This is a genomic window from Peribacillus sp. NPDC055009 (assembly GCF_053608705.1).
Window position 1 is genome coordinate 175,276 of the sequence record NZ_JBSGVZ010000007.1, and the last position, 15,879, is coordinate 191,154.

Consider the following 15,879-nt stretch of genomic DNA (forward strand, 5'->3'; position numbering starts at 1 on the left):
AATCTGAACAAAAATAATTCATTATTAGAATAACAGAAAAGGAAATGATAAGCAAGACTGGAACCTATTATGAATAAATCGTCCTGACTAGCAAAATCCTCCATTATATTCTACCTACTCATTCACCTTGAGGCTGCCTTGGCGGCCTTTTCCCCCAATATTGATAAAGGTCAGCACGGATGAAACCATTGAACAATTTCCTTTTTTTCGTTGCAGGCTTACCATAATGCTGTTCGAAGTCAGGATTGGAGGTAATCATGTATACCGACCATGTATCAAGCTTCTTGAAGGCTTGGCCCATTTCCCTATACATCTGCTCTACCGCTTTTTTCTCACCTAGACGTTCTCCATAAGGCGGGTTCCCGACAATGACACCATACTCTTTCTTGGTTGAGATATCCCTTACCTGCATTTGTTTGAATTCAATCAAATCACCAAGACCGGCTTCAAAACTATTCGCTTTAGCTATATCGACCATTCGATGGTCAATATCACAACCGGTTATGTCCAAGTATTGATCATAGTCGGCTAAATCTTCAGCCTCAATCCGCGCTTCATCCCATACCTTGCTGTCCATCCATGACCAGGTTTCAGAAACGAATTCCCTGTTAAACCCCGGTGCTATATTCTGTCCAATTAAGGCCGCCTCGATGGGAATCGTTCCAGATCCGCAAAATGGATCTATGAAAGGTTTATCCGGCTTCCAATTGGTCAGCATGATTAACGCAGCCGCCAATGTTTCTTTAAGGGGCGCCTCTCCCTGCCCTGTCCGATAACCCCGCTTATGCAAACCCGCACCTGAAGTGTCTATGGTAAGTGTCACTACATCTTTTAAAATAGACACTTCAATTTTAAACAAAGGACCTGTCTCTGCAAACCAAGATACTTGCTTATATTTACTTTTCAATCTATCAACAATCGCCTTTTTTACAATAGCCTGACAATCAGGGACACTGTATAGCTTTGACTTAACGGATTTTCCACTAACGGGGAACTCGACATCGGCTGACAAGAAATCCTCCCAATTCAAGGCCTTTGTTTTTTCAAACAACTCATCAAATGAATATGCTTTGAATTCCGCGACTTTAATTTTCACCCTATCGGCACTGCGCAGCCATAAATTAGAGCGGGCAATGGCGGATTGATCCCCTTTATAGGTGATCTTACCATTTTCGACTTGACAATCGTAACCAAGATCCCGCACCTCCTTGGCAACAATTGATTCCAATCCCATTGCTGATGTTGCAATTATATCGAATTGTTTCATTAATCCTGCACCTTCTTTCCATTAATCCAATCAATGGCACTTTTTCCCGAATTTCTTTCATTTATGTATTTAGAATCAGGCATTGATTTTTTACATGTAAACCTTATGGTCCACCGCGTTTTTATATTTCAGTTAGCCGATCATGTAGCGTATTAATCACCGTGATGTAAAGCTATACTCAATTATCCATGTACCTTAGGATACATGCTGCAATTAAATCATCCGACCAATTATGTATGCTTCCCATCCATTATCCTGAAGTTTGAAGTTCTGTTTTGATACCTTCATTTTAGGGCTAATAAGGAACCTTTATAAATAGGATACCCAGAATCAAAGAAATGCTTAACATTCCAACACTATTTTTAAAAACGTTACCGACAGACTTCATTTAAGCCATTTTCCTAATCATTCGAACGCAATGAAAAACTTGCCAAGTTTTAAGTTTAACACAGCCATGTTTCAGAAAACGAAAAATAAATGGAAATGCCCAATCTTTTTATTATAATGCATTCTCCATAAACAAAAACTCTCCTTTTAAAAGGAGAGTTGTGCTTTTGGTGTTATATGATAACGTTTTGTAAGCCATGTTTTGTTCCTCAGTACTGCAAGCGACTCGCGTCTCGTACTTCGGCGGTAATCATCTATCTACAGAAGCATATGCTTCTGTCCTTCTCCTCGTTCAATTCCAAGGAAGAAAGCGCCCCTACCATTAATTTGGGTTTCTCGCTCGTGGGGTTTACCTCGTTCCACCCTTTACATTTCTGTAAAGGCTACGTCACTGTGGCACTTTTATAGGTATTCATGCCATATCCAAAAGGACTTAGGCATTTTCCCAGCCGTCAGCAATCCAAGATTGCTGCCCAAGCTTATTTTTTCGCCAGGCACGAACACTACGGACATCGCAGTCCGTGCGAGCATGGACTTTCCTCTACTGCATAAATGCAGCAGCAATTACCCAAACGTTAACATAACATAATTGATTATACTCCATTATTCACGAAAACACAATACCAAAATCATTTTCACTTTTACAATGCAAAATCTCAGTCAAAAAGCTTGTTACCAAAAACGTGCTTTTCCAAGTTGGATAACCGTTTAAGGATGTCAAAGTTAGTGGTTCCCGGAGTGGCACTGGGAGCAGGTTGATTTGGACGTTTTGTACTCTCTTCGGCTTGTTTTTTCAATTTAAGATTTTCTTGTTTAAGATCTTCAATTTCCTGATGGAACACTTCATAATCTTTAATGATCAGATCCAGGAATTGATCCACATCTTCAGGTTTATAACCGCGCATGGCTGTTTTAAAATCTTTTTCAAGAATATCTTTAGCCGTTAATTTTATCTTATCGGATAGCATAAGACTTCACCTCAATACTTTCGCCAATACAATCGACTTTTTATTATTTTTTCAAATCTGCTTGGGTTTGTCAACGAAACACCATTTTGTAAGCTTACTGTTTCAGAGAACGATATGTAATCCCATTAAATCTGTATCTAAATTTCATCATAATATGATTATGCTTTAGAAACAACTTTTAATCCATAATTATTTTCACTCCATCATTCTTCGGACCAGCTGGCTTCTTCCGCAGCCAGTTGCAGATCATCAAAGTTTATCTGAAAGATGGGGTATGGCTGTGTTTCCGCCTTTTTCATCGCCTCGAAATAAGGATATCGGGCTGATCCTTCTTTTTCAGCTTCGAAAATGATGAGCATGGCATCGCTTTTATGGACCATATACCTATTTTTGGTTTTCAGCTGTTGTGGCCCTTCATATGGTTTGTTGAAAATGGACTCGACAAAATCGGCACGGGCCAATATGGATCGGTAGTAATCTTGATTCGTCTCGTTCCATGACTCTTCCTGTTTCAGAAAAGGAGTAAGCACCCCTAATTTAAGCTGATGATATTCTTCCTGTAATTCGAACACCACTTCGGCACCCCATAGTTCCGTACCCAACTGACCTGAGATGATCACCCATTCCAGCCCGTCTTCCACCAATGGCAGGAGACGCTCCTTCATCGCTTTCTTTATATATTTTACGGCTTCATGGTCATTTTTGAATATCCCGAATTCAAAAGCTTTGTAGCCCGTCATATACAAAACCTTCATCTCTTGGCTAATCTCCTTTAACATGATTATGTATGAAAACAAGGGCTTAATAAGCCCTTATTTTTTAGTATCCGAAATGCTTAGGTGGACAGCATGGGTTTTGCGGCGGCCTGCCACAAATCAAGTGTTGATTATAGCACTCGTTCACCACGGATTGAGTATGCGGGAAATAATGCTTATACGTGTTCACATGTTTATTGACATTTGTAGTATGTGATGGATGAACGACAGGGATCACTGTGTTCGATACATTCGTATTGACATATTGCTGTGTTGGAGAGACTTGCGCTGGGGCAACTTGAGATGGAGATGTTTGGGTTGGACCATATTGCGCTGGAGACACAGCCGATGGACCATATTGCGCTGGAGATACAGCAGATGGACTATAGGCTCCCATTACGTTAGAGTTTTTACCAGCTGACGCTCCCATTACGTTGGAGTTTTTACCGGTTGATGCGCCCATTACTCCAGGTGCGTTCCCGTATGCTCCCATTACATTGGATGCTCCCATTACATTGTTAGATGCGCCCATTACATTGTTAGATGCACCCATTACATTGTTAGATGCACCCATTACATTGTTGGATGCTCCCATTACATTGGGGTTATTTCCTCCACAATTACGAAAATACATTTATAATACGTCCCCTTTCATCATGATAAGTTTAGTCTTACCATTACAGACTATGAAAAAAAGGGGATACGTGTACTGATGAAATGACCTATTTATACAGAATAAGTATAAAACGATGGATGGCTGTCAATAAGTACACTATCATTATTATATCTGGCTAACCGTCAAATGAAATGAGGGATTTTCTATAAAAAGGAATAGAGACTGTCTTTTAATGAAGTAAACAAAACTATCGTTAAACAAAGAACTACAAAAAATAGAAATAAAGTCGTTTTATACATTTCTCCGCTCCGCTTTCACCTTAATTTTATATGATGTAAAGGCATGAAATGAACGCTTCGGAATTTCACCCTCAACTCTTTCCATTTTACACACAATAGTTGAAGGCTACAATAAATGTATACATATTTTTTATTTTCGGCCTTTTGCACTAAAAGAAGTTTCTCACTCCCTAATCTTATACAGAAATATCCTTTGATTCCTCTTTCTTTTCGAGCCGCCGGATCCTCTTTTCCAATTCCAACTGTTTTTTCCCCAGGGCGGTCCCTTCCCTAACCATCTCTTGATGCGCGATTATTGAACATTTTAGAGCATGACCGACGTCCTTAAATTGATGTTCGTATAATTTCGCACATTCAATCTGTGCCTGTACCCTAATTTGCACATTCCCTTTTAAGGCGACTTCCTTCCAAATTTCCAAAGCTTCATCGAATTGTTTTTGCTTCTTTTTCTGGAAGGCTAATGCATGGCCAGCTATAATCCGATCTTCCTCATTACCCGCTTCCAATATTTTTTGATATGTCTCAACTGACTCCTCTTTTTTCCCCAAATAAGCAAGCCATCGTGCAATTTCCATGGACTCTTCCGTATATCCATCGATTTGGAGGATTTTTCGGGACAAATGAATATACAAAGTGATCAATGATAAGATATCCAATTCATTATGCTTCATGATTCCAAACAGTATTTCCGGATTCTTCCTCTCAACAAAATCAAAATAAATCATCGGTGCCAAATATCCAGGAATATCATCCTCCCTATGTACACCTAGAATATCTGTTTCGACAGCTGATAATTTCACTCGTTCCAATTTGTTTCTCCATAGGCGTCTTGAAGCATGATACAAATCGAAATGTCCGAATTCCGGTAGTTTTGGCACATGTTCCTTTATCAAGGTATGTCTCGTTTTTAACTGTGGCCAATCAAAGGACTTACCATTATAAGTGACAAGTGTTTCGTAATTGATGTTTTCCAAAAAGCTTTGATAAAGCGGTATTTCACTTCCAGGCTGCGGAAGGATATGTTGCTTCACGACTACTTCTTCACCTTCTAAATAGGCATACCCTAGTAAAAAAATGGTATTGCCGGCTCCGCCTCCTAGTCCTGTCGTTTCCGTATCGAAGAAAAACAGATCTTCACTTTTAACGCCCCTGGCGGAAAGTGGATGCTCCAATGAAGTTTGATTCCACTCTTTTACGACCTTTTTCAGCTCGGAAAATTCATATAACCCGTGTATGTGATTTATAGGGTAGCGGACTTCCCTAATGAAACAATAGTCACCGTCGAAATGAAAGGAAACGGTATCGTTCTCAAGCCACTTTTCAAAGTAAGGAATTTCTTCATTCACTTTCTGGTCATTTTCTTCTACAGGAGAAGGTTGTTTCCCTAGGTTCATATGCGTTTTCATACGGTTCAATTTATTTTTTAAAGACATGAAATTACACCTCTTTTCTCCTATCAATGCAATCTATTAATGTTTTTGCTTACAAAATTGACCTAATAATTGTTTGGCATCACTCTTGGCTGTTTTCGTTGCGGATTCCGTACCGATACAGGAAGGGCAGCCGCTCTCACAAGTGCAATTTTCAATCATTGATATTGTTTCCAGCAAAATGACTTCAGAGTTTTCATATACTTTATCACTTAACCCTATGCCACCCGGATAACTATCATAGATAAAAATGGTCGGTTTTTCATTATGCGCTGCTTTAACCTGCGGATAAACATGAATATCATGCGGATCGCACATAACATATAGCGGAATCATGTAATTAAGTGCATGCGACGCACCTATCATTCCTTGTTCTATTCGATTTTCGTCCCACTTAAATATATCAGGATCCATGGAAAGCATGGCCGAACTCGTATGCAGTTCCATCTCAGGGAGACTGATTGGACCTGAACCAATATTTTCATGAGTTTCGAATTTGATTTTTTTGAAGATCGTAGGCATCGCCCGGATTGCGACATCACCAAAAGCAGCTGCTGTGGAAGCGAAAGTTCGCTGTTTATCGACTTCCAATACAGACAATTGAACAGCAAGGTTAGCATCCGTATAATAGTCCACATTGACTTCACGTACATAAGCCTTCTTTTCATCCCAATCAAGTTCTTCCACCTGAAATTGAATACCCTGGTGCAAATAAATGGCTTCATCGTGAAGAAGGGTCATTGCACTGAAAGTATCCATTTCCCCTATGACCCGATTAACCGGTGCATTCGTTTGGTCGATGATCACGACATTTTCCTGTGCCGCTGAGCGCAGGCTGATATTGCTTGCGGGAAAAGCATCATTCATCCAATGCCATTTGTCCCCATTTAGGTGTAAGACCCTTTCTTCCGTAAGGAATTCAAGAACGTCGATAATCTCTGTTTTCCCAAAAGTATCGCCTTTTTTAAATGGCAGCTCATATGCTGCGCATTTTACATGATCAACCAAGATCAAAAGATTATCCGGATTGATTCTTGCAGTTTCTGGATTTCTGGTAAAGAAATAATCGGGATGTTGTACGATATATTGATCAAGGGCACTGGAACTGCCGACCATGATGATCAATGCTTCACCATGCCTTCTTCCTGCTCGCCCAGCCTGTTGCCAGGCACTCGATATGGATCCAGGGTAACCTGTCATTATGCAAACCTGAAGCTGACCGATATCGACACCCAACTCAAGTGCATTTGTGGAAACCACCCCATAAATGGAACCATCCCTGAGGCCTTGTTCAATTTCCCTACGCTGTGTTGGCAGATATCCGCCTCGATAGCCCCTGATCGATTTTGGCCCCAATTGCTTTGATACAAGTTCCTGTAAATATGTCAATAGAATTTCCACTCGAACCCTGCTTCGCGCAAAAACGATGGTTTGTATTTTATTTTTCAAAAATTCATTTGCCAGCTTCCTGACTTCCAATACCGCACTCCTTCGTATGTTGAGCGGTTTATTGACTATTGGGGGATTATAAAATACAAAATGCTTTTTCCCACTTGGGGCTCCGTTATTATCGATCAGGACCATTTGTTTTTCCGTAAGCTCTTCTGCTAACTCCTTTGGGTTATTGATCGTAGCGGAAGTACAGATGAAAACAGGGTCGCTTCCATAAAACTTGCAGATCCTTTTTAACCTTCTTATGACGTTGGCTGTATGACTTCCGAAAACGCCGCGGTAAATATGAAGTTCATCAATGACCACATACTTCAAGTTTTCAAACAAAGAGACCCATTTCGTGTGATGGGGCAGGATTCCCGAATGGAGCATATCAGGATTGGTGATCACGATATGCCCTGCCTGGCGGATTTTTTGCCTGATGTTTGAAGGTGTGTCCCCGTCATATGTATAACTATTTATATTAGCATCCATTTCATCAATCATTTCATTCAATTCGCTTTTTTGATCATAGCTTAGCGCTTTTGTCGGAAATATATAAAGCGCTCTGGTTTTTTCATGTTCCAGTATTTTTTGTAGGACCGGCAAATTATAGCATAATGTTTTACCAGAAGCTGTTGGTGTGACCGCCACAAGGCTATTGCCACTGACAGCAGTGTCGAATGCAGTTGCCTGATGGGTGTATAACCCATTTATCCCCCGTATTTCAAGAGCATGCTTGATCTTATCATTCATTGCAGCGGGAAAAGGGACATGTTTTGCCTCTTTCGCTTCAATTACTTGCCAATGTACGATGTTATCTTTAAAATCCTCATTAGTTTTTAAATCCTTAATAACTTCTTGTAAATTTTTTCGCAGTTTCATATAACCACCTCATACTCCTATTCTACCGAATGAACGTTCTATGCAAAAGGGAAACTATTTCCTATTCAAAAAAAAAAGCTGGAAACGGCAACATCCCGTCTCCAGCTCGGTCTTTTATCATTTAATTCTTTTCGGCAAAGCGAATGATTTCTTCGAGTAGTCTGCTTGGAGCTTCCAGCATTCCCATATGGCCACTGCCCTTAAGTATAACTTCATGGATATGGATCCCTTTTGCAGAAAAGGTTTTTTCAACGGGAATTAGCTTATCCTCTTCACCTGCAACCAATAAGACAGGCAGCTTTGTGTCTTTGAGTACATGATTTCTGTCTATTCTGTTCCTCATGGCATGTAAAGACCCTATCGCACCGCTTTCACTTGTTTTATATCCGATTTCCTTAGTTTGTTCAATATTGGAATCTTCGGGATTAGAGAAAAGCTTTGGTATAAGTCCGTCAATGAAAGCGGGAATTCCTTCACTTTTGATTTTCTCGACAGATTTTAAGCGCCCAGCCTTTCCAGTTTCATCGTCCGGCAAAGCTGTAGAATGTACCAATGAAAAACCTGACAATTTCCCAGGAAACCTTTCTGCGAACGCCAAGGTGATATATCCCCCAAGCGAATGACCAAACATATATACCTTTGCGATTTCCAGTTCGTCCAGTAACGACGCAATATCAGCAGCCATATCATCAATCGAGAAAGATTCCCCTATTTCCTCACTTGCACCATGCCCCCGTAAATCAACGGCAATAACTCGGTAATCATCCTTTAATTCAGCAATGATGTCACTCCAGTATTCATGACTTCCACAAAATCCATGAATAAACAACAATGTTTTATTTCCTTTCCCGGTATCTATGTAGGAAAGCTTGCCATTATCTTTCATATAAAACCCTCATTTCCTTTTCTAATCATTCAGTAACGTTATTCCCTATAGTCCTTTATCTGAAACCCAACAGCGCATTCACATTTCTTAATTCCTCACATAGCCTATAGGCAAAGGAATTTTTTAGAAAGGAGCACCGTGATGACCTCTTCTGAAAAAAATAATAATCGGAGAATAGAACCCTTTACCCACTTCATTAACAAAATGGATCGGCTGTTTTCCGAAAGGCCTCCTAAAGGCATGCTGCAATCTCTTGACGATTTCTTCGGTTCGGCGAAAGAACGCAGCTTTCCGGTTGATGTTCACGAAACGCATTCAGAATATACACTTACCGCCACTTTGCCTGGAATTGCACGCAGCCAAATATCAATTGATGTACTGGCCCATGCTGTAACCATAACTGCAAAGCAAGTAGATAGAAGACATAAAAATCAAGGAATGTTTCAAAAAGAAGTTTCAGCAGGTACTCTTTCAAGAACCATTTCTTTTCCAAAACCCATTGATGAAGCAAAAGTCACCGCTCGACATCGCGATGGCATCCTCACGCTTCAGCTACCCAAAATCAGGGGGAATCGGATTGAAATCCATTAGACATGAATAAAAGCAGACTTAAAAAAGTGGCTGGGTCACTTGTAAGTCTGCTTTTCCTTTATTCACCATCTAAGCTTTGAAGAAGCCCCCTACTCCTTTGACCATTGAAGATACTTGAGAAACTGTATTCATCATTTGTCCAGCTGTATTCATCATCTTCGTTATATCCATCGAGCCATCTTGTGTTTTGAATTGATTCATGACCGATTTGAAACCCGATGGCTGGGGTTTTTGCATGAACTGTTGCTTAGGATATGGATTATGAGCCTGCTGCTGACCTTGCGGAGGTCTTTTAGCTGGCTGGAGCGGATTGGCGAACGGGCTAAAAGCTTGCGGCTGCTGATTGGACTGGATTGGCTGCATTTGTGCCATTGACTGCATTTGTGCCATTGGCTGACTTTGTGCCATTGGCTGTATTTGTGCCATTGGCTGCATTACACTGCTGCCCGGATAAGCTCCCACAGGCATCGCCTGCTGCTGGACAGGTTGGAATGGATGATAGGCCGCTTGCTGATAAGGATCATGATATGGTGTCATATAGCCCCCTGTATCCTGGAGATGATATGGATACATAAATGGTTGTTCATGATTATGATTATTGGGCGGAGGATACGGCATTGGCTGCTGGTACCCTCCCCAATATTCCGTCATTGATTGAGGAAACTGTCCTTGATTTGGGGAGATATGGTTAAAACCGGATCTCATCATGTCAATGAGCCCTCCTCTTTTTTCATTACATGGTTCTGATAATATATGAAAAAAAGGGGAATAAAGTGTAGGTATTTTTATGATAAAATCCGATTGATTTCCGTTCTTACATTATTAAGGATGAATTCCACCGATTGAACATGGCTTTTAAATCGCTTATAACTTGTTTTTGGAAAAAATGCCTGTACGGCCACATCAGAAAGGTTATGGGCGGTTTGTTCGATTTGCTCGGGGAAAAGATGCCTAAATTCAGTTTCTTTCATCCACTCCTTCATTCCGGTTTCCCATTCGATGCATGCGGTCCTTACCTGGTCTGCAAACGGCTTGACTTCCGAAAAAAAATCCTTTTCCTTTCCTTCCTTCCGTACACCCTCATAGATATCATCCACTTGGTCCGTATATTTTATTAATTGTTCTGTTAATAGCTGCAGTTTTTCTTTTTGCACAATATATTCCTCCGCACAATTGTTTCCCTTATTATAATCCAGTTCATTATAAAATGATATTCCTCTGGCTTATACGTGCAATTCAGTGAGAACATTGTGCTTTATTATTGTTTTTTTCGGGACAATGGAAAAGGAATGGTTTACACCTTCAGCATTCACCCAATAATCCTCGGCTTTCTCAATGGCTTCCTGAGCTTCGTTAACTAATGTATATTGCTCCGCCCATAGTTTGCACCGCACTGTATTTACAGTTTCCCCATATGAAATTTCCAAACGATCCAGGCTGGTACTGATCTCAGCTATCATCCTTAATATCTCCTCTGTTGCGACACTTTTATTGACCATGCTGATCCCTCCCATTCTTTACCTGTACTATTCTTTTTTTTATCAGAAAGCCCTTCATGACTGACAAAACTAGAAGGGAATCGGCAAAGAAAGTGCAATTCGCTTAATTTATTATGCCCTTCGACAACAATGGCAGAATGAAGAATGAAGTTTTAAACAAGAATACAGACAGGAGGTGATTTTATGCAGTCGAATGAAAGCAGACAGCAAAAAAACGAAAAACGACAAAAGCCGCCCACTAAAAAGGCAGGAACGGGAAATCCGAAGCTTAGCGGAGAAAACCGCCCCTCTACGTAAGACATAAATACTGACTGATAAAACAGGGAAGGCTTACATGACGCCTTCCCTGTTTGCTATTATAATATCCAATTTTTAATCATTGCTGCCGTATGTAGCTGCTTTTGTTTAAGGTCATACCAATCGGTCAAATGCGGGTCTTCTTCCCATTTGGGTTCAATGAACCATTTTTTTTTAACCTTTTTTTTCATATCCCATTGCTCTGTCATTCCTGCTTGATGATGAATCAATGGATATACTCCCCTCAGCATCGGGGTTTCATGGTACCTAGGATTTTTTCGATATTGTTCATAATCATATCTGGCACCCGTTGGTTCTGTCCTGCAGGAAAATTCATAGAATAGCGGAAACAAATCTTCAGAAAATAAAAGGCCGGCCAACCTTTTCCCCAATTCAATCCTTTTATCGATATTTCTAAAATGCGAAACGGACGATCCATATAGTTCTCCATTGCAAGCAGGAAATAAAACCGTGCTAAAATGCATCCAGTCCTGCAGGAAAAATAAGAGAGAATGAAATACGAAAGATTGTTTTTTAATAACCGGTTCTTCTATGATGTTTTGTTCATTTATGATGAGCGCAGTGACTAATTTTTCCCGATTTCCATGTTTCCAAAAGGAATACCATTCGTTCGTCATGAATTTGGTAATAAAAAAATAATGACATAAGTGAAACAAAGGACGTCCATACTTCGTCGAATAATGATAGAGAAGTAATTGCGGATAAGCATCTTGGAATATTCTCCAGTTGGCTTCTTCATACGTCAGGAATAAAAGATGCCTGTATTTCTGGCCAAGCAAATGGGAAAACCAAATCCCTTCAAGATCACACATATTCCAGCCTGCATTTCTAGAAACCATCCCCGCTAAAAAAGACCATTGTATTTCGGGATGCATTTTGAAAAATCGTTCATATGCCTTTGTCCTTGATATATTATCCCTATTTCCTTTAGCGGTTTGGGCTTTTATGGAATGTAGCAATTGCTTTTCCGTCATTAATATTCGCATCTATGTGTCCGCCTTTCTATAGAGATGAATTGTGACATATAGTTGTACATAAATCCTATCGTTCTAAGAAACAATTCTTTTTATTCACATTTTGGATTCTTTTTTTGCTAATATAGATAAGTGAAAAAAAGGAGGGGTAAAAGTGGCATTTCATTATCCCAACGGACGAAGATTTGTACCGCAGGCTATGGAAGAAAAGAAAAGCCCACTTAAAAAAATCAGTTACAGCAACCGGGGAAAAACATTGGAAGACGATTTGAACGAAACCAATCAGTATTATTTAGCACACGGCATTGCCGTCATCCATAAAAAACCGACACCCATTCAAATTGTCGATGTCCACTATCCGAAAAGAAGTGCTGCAGTCATTAAAGAAGCTTATTTCAAACAAGCATCGACCACCGATTACAATGGTGTTTATAAAGGAAAGTACATTGATTTTGAGGCAAAGGAGACGAAAAACAGCAGTTCTTTCCCTCTGAAGAATTTTCATGACCATCAAATTGAACATATGAAACAAATCGTTCAGCATGACGGAATTGCATTTGTGATCATTCGGTTTTCAGCAATGGATGATATATATGTAATGAGTTCTGAACAACTGAGTTTTTATTGGAAGAGAATGAAAGAAGGCGGGCGCAAATCTATAACTCTTCAAGAGGTTGAAAGCAGTTCACGAAAGATTACTCTTGGCTTTCAACCGAGAATTGACTATATTAAAGTAGTAGATTCGCTCATCGCAGAAAATTTTTAGTTTTTTTAGAAAGGCAGGTTAGCTGTAATGGCTGAAAAATATAATACTAGAGAAGAACGCCGAAAGCAGGGGCAGACTCAAAAAAAGGGACAGAAAACAGGTCCTAAAAAGCCAACAAATATGCTTAAGCGAATTTTCCTTATACTTGTTACAATCGGAATAATAGGCCTTGTTGCCGGAGGAGCTGCAATGGCTTACTTTATAAGCGACGCTCCAAAACTTGACGAAAAGCTTTTGAAAGATCCGGTCACATCCAAGATTCTCGATGAAAATGGTAAATTGTTAGCTGAAATCGGAAAGGAAAACCGGGATTATGTAAATTATGAAGACATACCCGACCTTGTCGAGGAAGCTTTCCTGGCAACGGAAGATTCCCGCTTTTATGAACACCACGGGGTCGATTTCTTACGTCTGGGCAGTGCCGTCATAGCCAACGTCAAAAACGGATTCGGCTCAGAGGGTGCAAGTACATTGACCCAGCAGGTTATCAAGCGTTCTTATTTAACACCTGATAAAACCATTAAAAGGAAAGTCCAGGAAATGTGGCTATCCATACAGCTTGAAAGAAAATATACAAAAGAAGAAATTTTCGAAATGTATGTGAATAAGATTTTCTTTGCAAACCGTGCCAACGGGATCTTAACTGCATCGCAAACTTATTATGGAAAAGATCTTAGCGAATTGAAATTGAACGAAGCGGCCATGCTTGTAGGATTACCGCAAAGCCCAAGCAGGTATGACCCGTATAAATACCCTGAACGTGCGAAAGAACGCCGTGATATTGTCCTGCACTTAATGAATAAACATGGTTATATCACCGAAACGGAAATGAAAAATGCACAAAGCATCGATATTAGAGAAGGACTTCAAGAAATCGATAAGAGCCAAATCGATACGACCGCATACGATGCATTCATCGATTTGGTAATTGAGGAAGTCGGGGATATGGGTGACTATAACGTCTTTACCGATGGTTTGGAAATCCAAACGACCATTGATAAAGATGCCCAGGAATATGTCTATAACATGTTGAACAGTGATGAAATCATCAATTATCCAAGTGAAGATCTCCAAGCCGGAGTCACATTACTCGATACAGAAACTGGTGAAATCAAAGCAGTGGGCGGCGGCAGGAACACGACGGTTAAACGCGGCTGGAATTATGCAACGGATGCCAAGCGATCACCTGGTTCGACCATCAAGCCGATTCTGGATTATGGTCCTGCCGTAGAATATTTAAATTGGTCCACCTACCATCAAATCAAGGATGAGGAATATTCTTACAGTGATGGAACATCGCTTAAAAATGCTTCAGGACGACATTATGGTACTGTAACGACTCGTGAAGCACTGGCACGGTCATTAAATATTCCTGCCTTAAAAACGCTTCAAGCAGTCGGATTGGACCGGGCACGTGATTTCGCCACTGACCTTGGCATTCCTTTTGACAAGGAAATTACCGAATCTGCAGCATTGGGCGGCGGTAAGGATGTTTCAACACTTGAACTTGCCGGAGCCTACAGTTCATTCGGAAACAACGGTATATATAATGAACCGCATAGTGTGAAAAAGATTGTTTTACGTGATAAAACAACCATCAAAAACAAGACGGAATCAAAACCGGTCATGAAAGATTCCACAGCTTTCATCGTGACGGATATGTTGAAAAGCGTCATGAAAGAACCTTATGGAACAGGAAGGTTAGCCAATATACCAAGTCTCCCTGTAGCCGGTAAAACGGGTTCAACCAATTTCACACCTGAACAGCGTGCAGCGAACAACATCCCATCTTCCGGTGTAAAAGATAGCTGGATGGCAGGTTATACAACCAATTATACTGTCGCGGTTTGGGCTGGTTATGATAATGCATCTGGTGAGAAAATGGAATATCTGGGTGAATCATCTCAAAGGATCCCTAAATCCATCTTTAAGAACTTAATGGAACATATGGCTCAATCAAAAGAAACGAAAGACTTTGATCAACCTGACAGTGTTGTGAAGGTTGGAGTCATCAAAGGTTCGAATCCAGCTGTTAAAGCCAATGAATACACACCAAGCAGTAAAATCACTTATGAATATTATGTTAAAGGTCACGAACCAACACAAGTGACGACAGAATATGAAAAAATCGACTCACCTGGCATTAACGCTTCTTACAATCAGGAAAGCAATGAAATCAATCTTTCATGGTCATATCCTAAAGGAAATGGGAATACCCAATTCGAGGTTAAGATGTCCGTTGATGGCGGAGCAGAGAGCGTATTAAAAAAATCGAAGGATACTAGTTTAACAATCCCTAATCCAACCCCTGGTAGTAAATATACTTTCTCAGTGGTAGCTTTAGTGGATAACCAACAAAGTGATCCTGCGAGTACATCAGTCAAAATACCTGCTGAAGCGGAAGCTCCTGAGGATACTGAGGACGAGGAGATTAAAGATCCGGCCGAAGGTGAAGATCCTGAACAAGAAACGCCTGCTGAGGGCGAAGAAGATAAGCAAGACGAAGACAAAAATAACAATGGCGAAAACGGCAATAATGGAAATGACGAAAATAACGGCAATAATGGTAATAATGGTAATAACGGTAATGGCAACAATGATAATAATGGTAATGGCAACAACACTGATGATGGAAATGGAAATGGCAATAATGGTGGTGATGAGGACGTCGAAGGCGGGGATGATGCCACTGACCCTGGAACGGTTGAAGAGGAAAAACCAGTCGAGACCCCTGACCCTAACCCTAACCCGGACCCAGATCCAAACAAAGATACGGAATAAATATATATAAAGATTGACTTAAAAAA

Annotated in this window: 14 protein-coding genes and 1 other RNA gene; 3 read left to right on the forward strand and 12 right to left on the reverse strand. The window is 40.3% G+C overall.

All coding sequences use genetic code 11. The features are described 5' to 3' along the window. Positions 1-118: 118 nt before the first annotated feature. The 8 genes from ACWF5P_RS13295 to ACWF5P_RS13330 all read right to left on the reverse strand — a co-directional run bounded on the left by ACWF5P_RS13295 (position 119) and on the right by ACWF5P_RS13330 (position 8,924). The gene (locus ACWF5P_RS13295) at positions 119-1,267 is read right to left on the reverse strand and encodes a THUMP domain-containing class I SAM-dependent RNA methyltransferase (RefSeq protein ID WP_101222366.1); all 1,149 of its coding nucleotides are present in this window, start codon (positions 1,265-1,267) and stop codon (positions 119-121) included. A gap of 573 nt (positions 1,268-1,840) precedes the next feature. Next, an RNA gene (gene rnpB / locus ACWF5P_RS13300) (RNase P RNA component class B) lies at positions 1,841-2,230 on the reverse strand. 80 nt (positions 2,231-2,310) lie between these two features. Next, entirely contained in the window at positions 2,311-2,622 is a 312-nt protein-coding gene (gene gpsB / locus ACWF5P_RS13305) for a cell division regulator GpsB (protein ID WP_061463822.1), read from the reverse strand. A gap of 203 nt (positions 2,623-2,825) precedes the next feature. Further along, complete coding sequence (locus tag ACWF5P_RS13310; RefSeq protein WP_101222367.1) at positions 2,826-3,377, reverse strand: DUF1273 domain-containing protein; 552 nt, start codon at positions 3,375-3,377, stop codon at positions 2,826-2,828. A 64-nt stretch (positions 3,378-3,441) separates the two neighbouring features. Continuing rightward, positions 3,442-4,011, reverse strand: a complete 570-nt coding sequence (locus tag ACWF5P_RS13315; RefSeq protein WP_434167301.1) for a CotD family spore coat protein — start codon at positions 4,009-4,011, stop codon at positions 3,442-3,444. A 457-nt stretch (positions 4,012-4,468) separates the two neighbouring features. Further along, positions 4,469-5,725, reverse strand: coding sequence for a ribonuclease H-like domain-containing protein (locus tag ACWF5P_RS13320; protein WP_434167302.1), 1,257 nt, complete (start codon positions 5,723-5,725; stop codon positions 4,469-4,471). A gap of 36 nt (positions 5,726-5,761) precedes the next feature. Next, on the reverse strand, positions 5,762-8,038 hold the full coding sequence (locus ACWF5P_RS13325) for a DEAD/DEAH box helicase (protein WP_434167303.1): 2,277 nt from the start codon (positions 8,036-8,038) through the stop codon (positions 5,762-5,764). Positions 8,039-8,159: 121 nt separating this feature from the next. Continuing rightward, the gene (locus ACWF5P_RS13330) at positions 8,160-8,924 is read right to left on the reverse strand and encodes an alpha/beta fold hydrolase (RefSeq protein WP_452444959.1); all 765 of its coding nucleotides are present in this window, start codon (positions 8,922-8,924) and stop codon (positions 8,160-8,162) included. A gap of 141 nt (positions 8,925-9,065) precedes the next feature. On the opposite strand from ACWF5P_RS13330, the gene ACWF5P_RS13335 reads away from it, so the two are divergent. Continuing rightward, positions 9,066-9,515: an Hsp20/alpha crystallin family protein gene (locus tag ACWF5P_RS13335; RefSeq protein WP_101222371.1), complete on the forward strand. Its 450-nt coding sequence runs from the start codon at positions 9,066-9,068 to the stop codon at positions 9,513-9,515. A gap of 69 nt (positions 9,516-9,584) precedes the next feature. Here the strand turns inward: ACWF5P_RS13335 and ACWF5P_RS13340 are convergent, their stop codons facing one another. The 4 genes from ACWF5P_RS13340 to ACWF5P_RS13355 form a co-directional block, all read right to left on the reverse strand. Beyond that, positions 9,585-10,223 (reverse strand): YppG family protein, encoded by a 639-nt coding sequence (locus tag ACWF5P_RS13340; protein WP_452444960.1) that lies wholly within the window; start codon positions 10,221-10,223, stop codon positions 9,585-9,587. 77 nt (positions 10,224-10,300) lie between these two features. Beyond that, positions 10,301-10,669 carry a YppE family protein gene (locus ACWF5P_RS13345; protein WP_157830997.1) on the reverse strand — a complete coding sequence of 123 codons (369 nt, stop codon included), beginning with the start codon at positions 10,667-10,669 and terminating at the stop codon, positions 10,301-10,303. 69 nt (positions 10,670-10,738) lie between these two features. Next, on the reverse strand, positions 10,739-11,014 hold the full coding sequence (locus tag ACWF5P_RS13350) for a hypothetical protein (RefSeq protein ID WP_101222373.1): 276 nt from the start codon (positions 11,012-11,014) through the stop codon (positions 10,739-10,741). Positions 11,015-11,370: 356 nt separating this feature from the next. Next, positions 11,371-12,318, reverse strand: coding sequence for a DUF2515 domain-containing protein (locus tag ACWF5P_RS13355; RefSeq protein WP_260358978.1), 948 nt, complete (start codon positions 12,316-12,318; stop codon positions 11,371-11,373). A 142-nt stretch (positions 12,319-12,460) separates the two neighbouring features. Between ACWF5P_RS13355 and recU the strand changes: the two genes are divergently transcribed. Then, positions 12,461-13,072: a Holliday junction resolvase RecU gene (gene recU, locus ACWF5P_RS13360; RefSeq protein WP_101222375.1), complete on the forward strand. Its 612-nt coding sequence runs from the start codon at positions 12,461-12,463 to the stop codon at positions 13,070-13,072. A gap of 27 nt (positions 13,073-13,099) precedes the next feature. Then, the gene (locus ACWF5P_RS13365; protein ID WP_434167306.1) at positions 13,100-15,853 is read left to right on the forward strand and encodes a PBP1A family penicillin-binding protein; all 2,754 of its coding nucleotides are present in this window, start codon (positions 13,100-13,102) and stop codon (positions 15,851-15,853) included. Positions 15,854-15,879 lie beyond the last annotated feature (26 nt).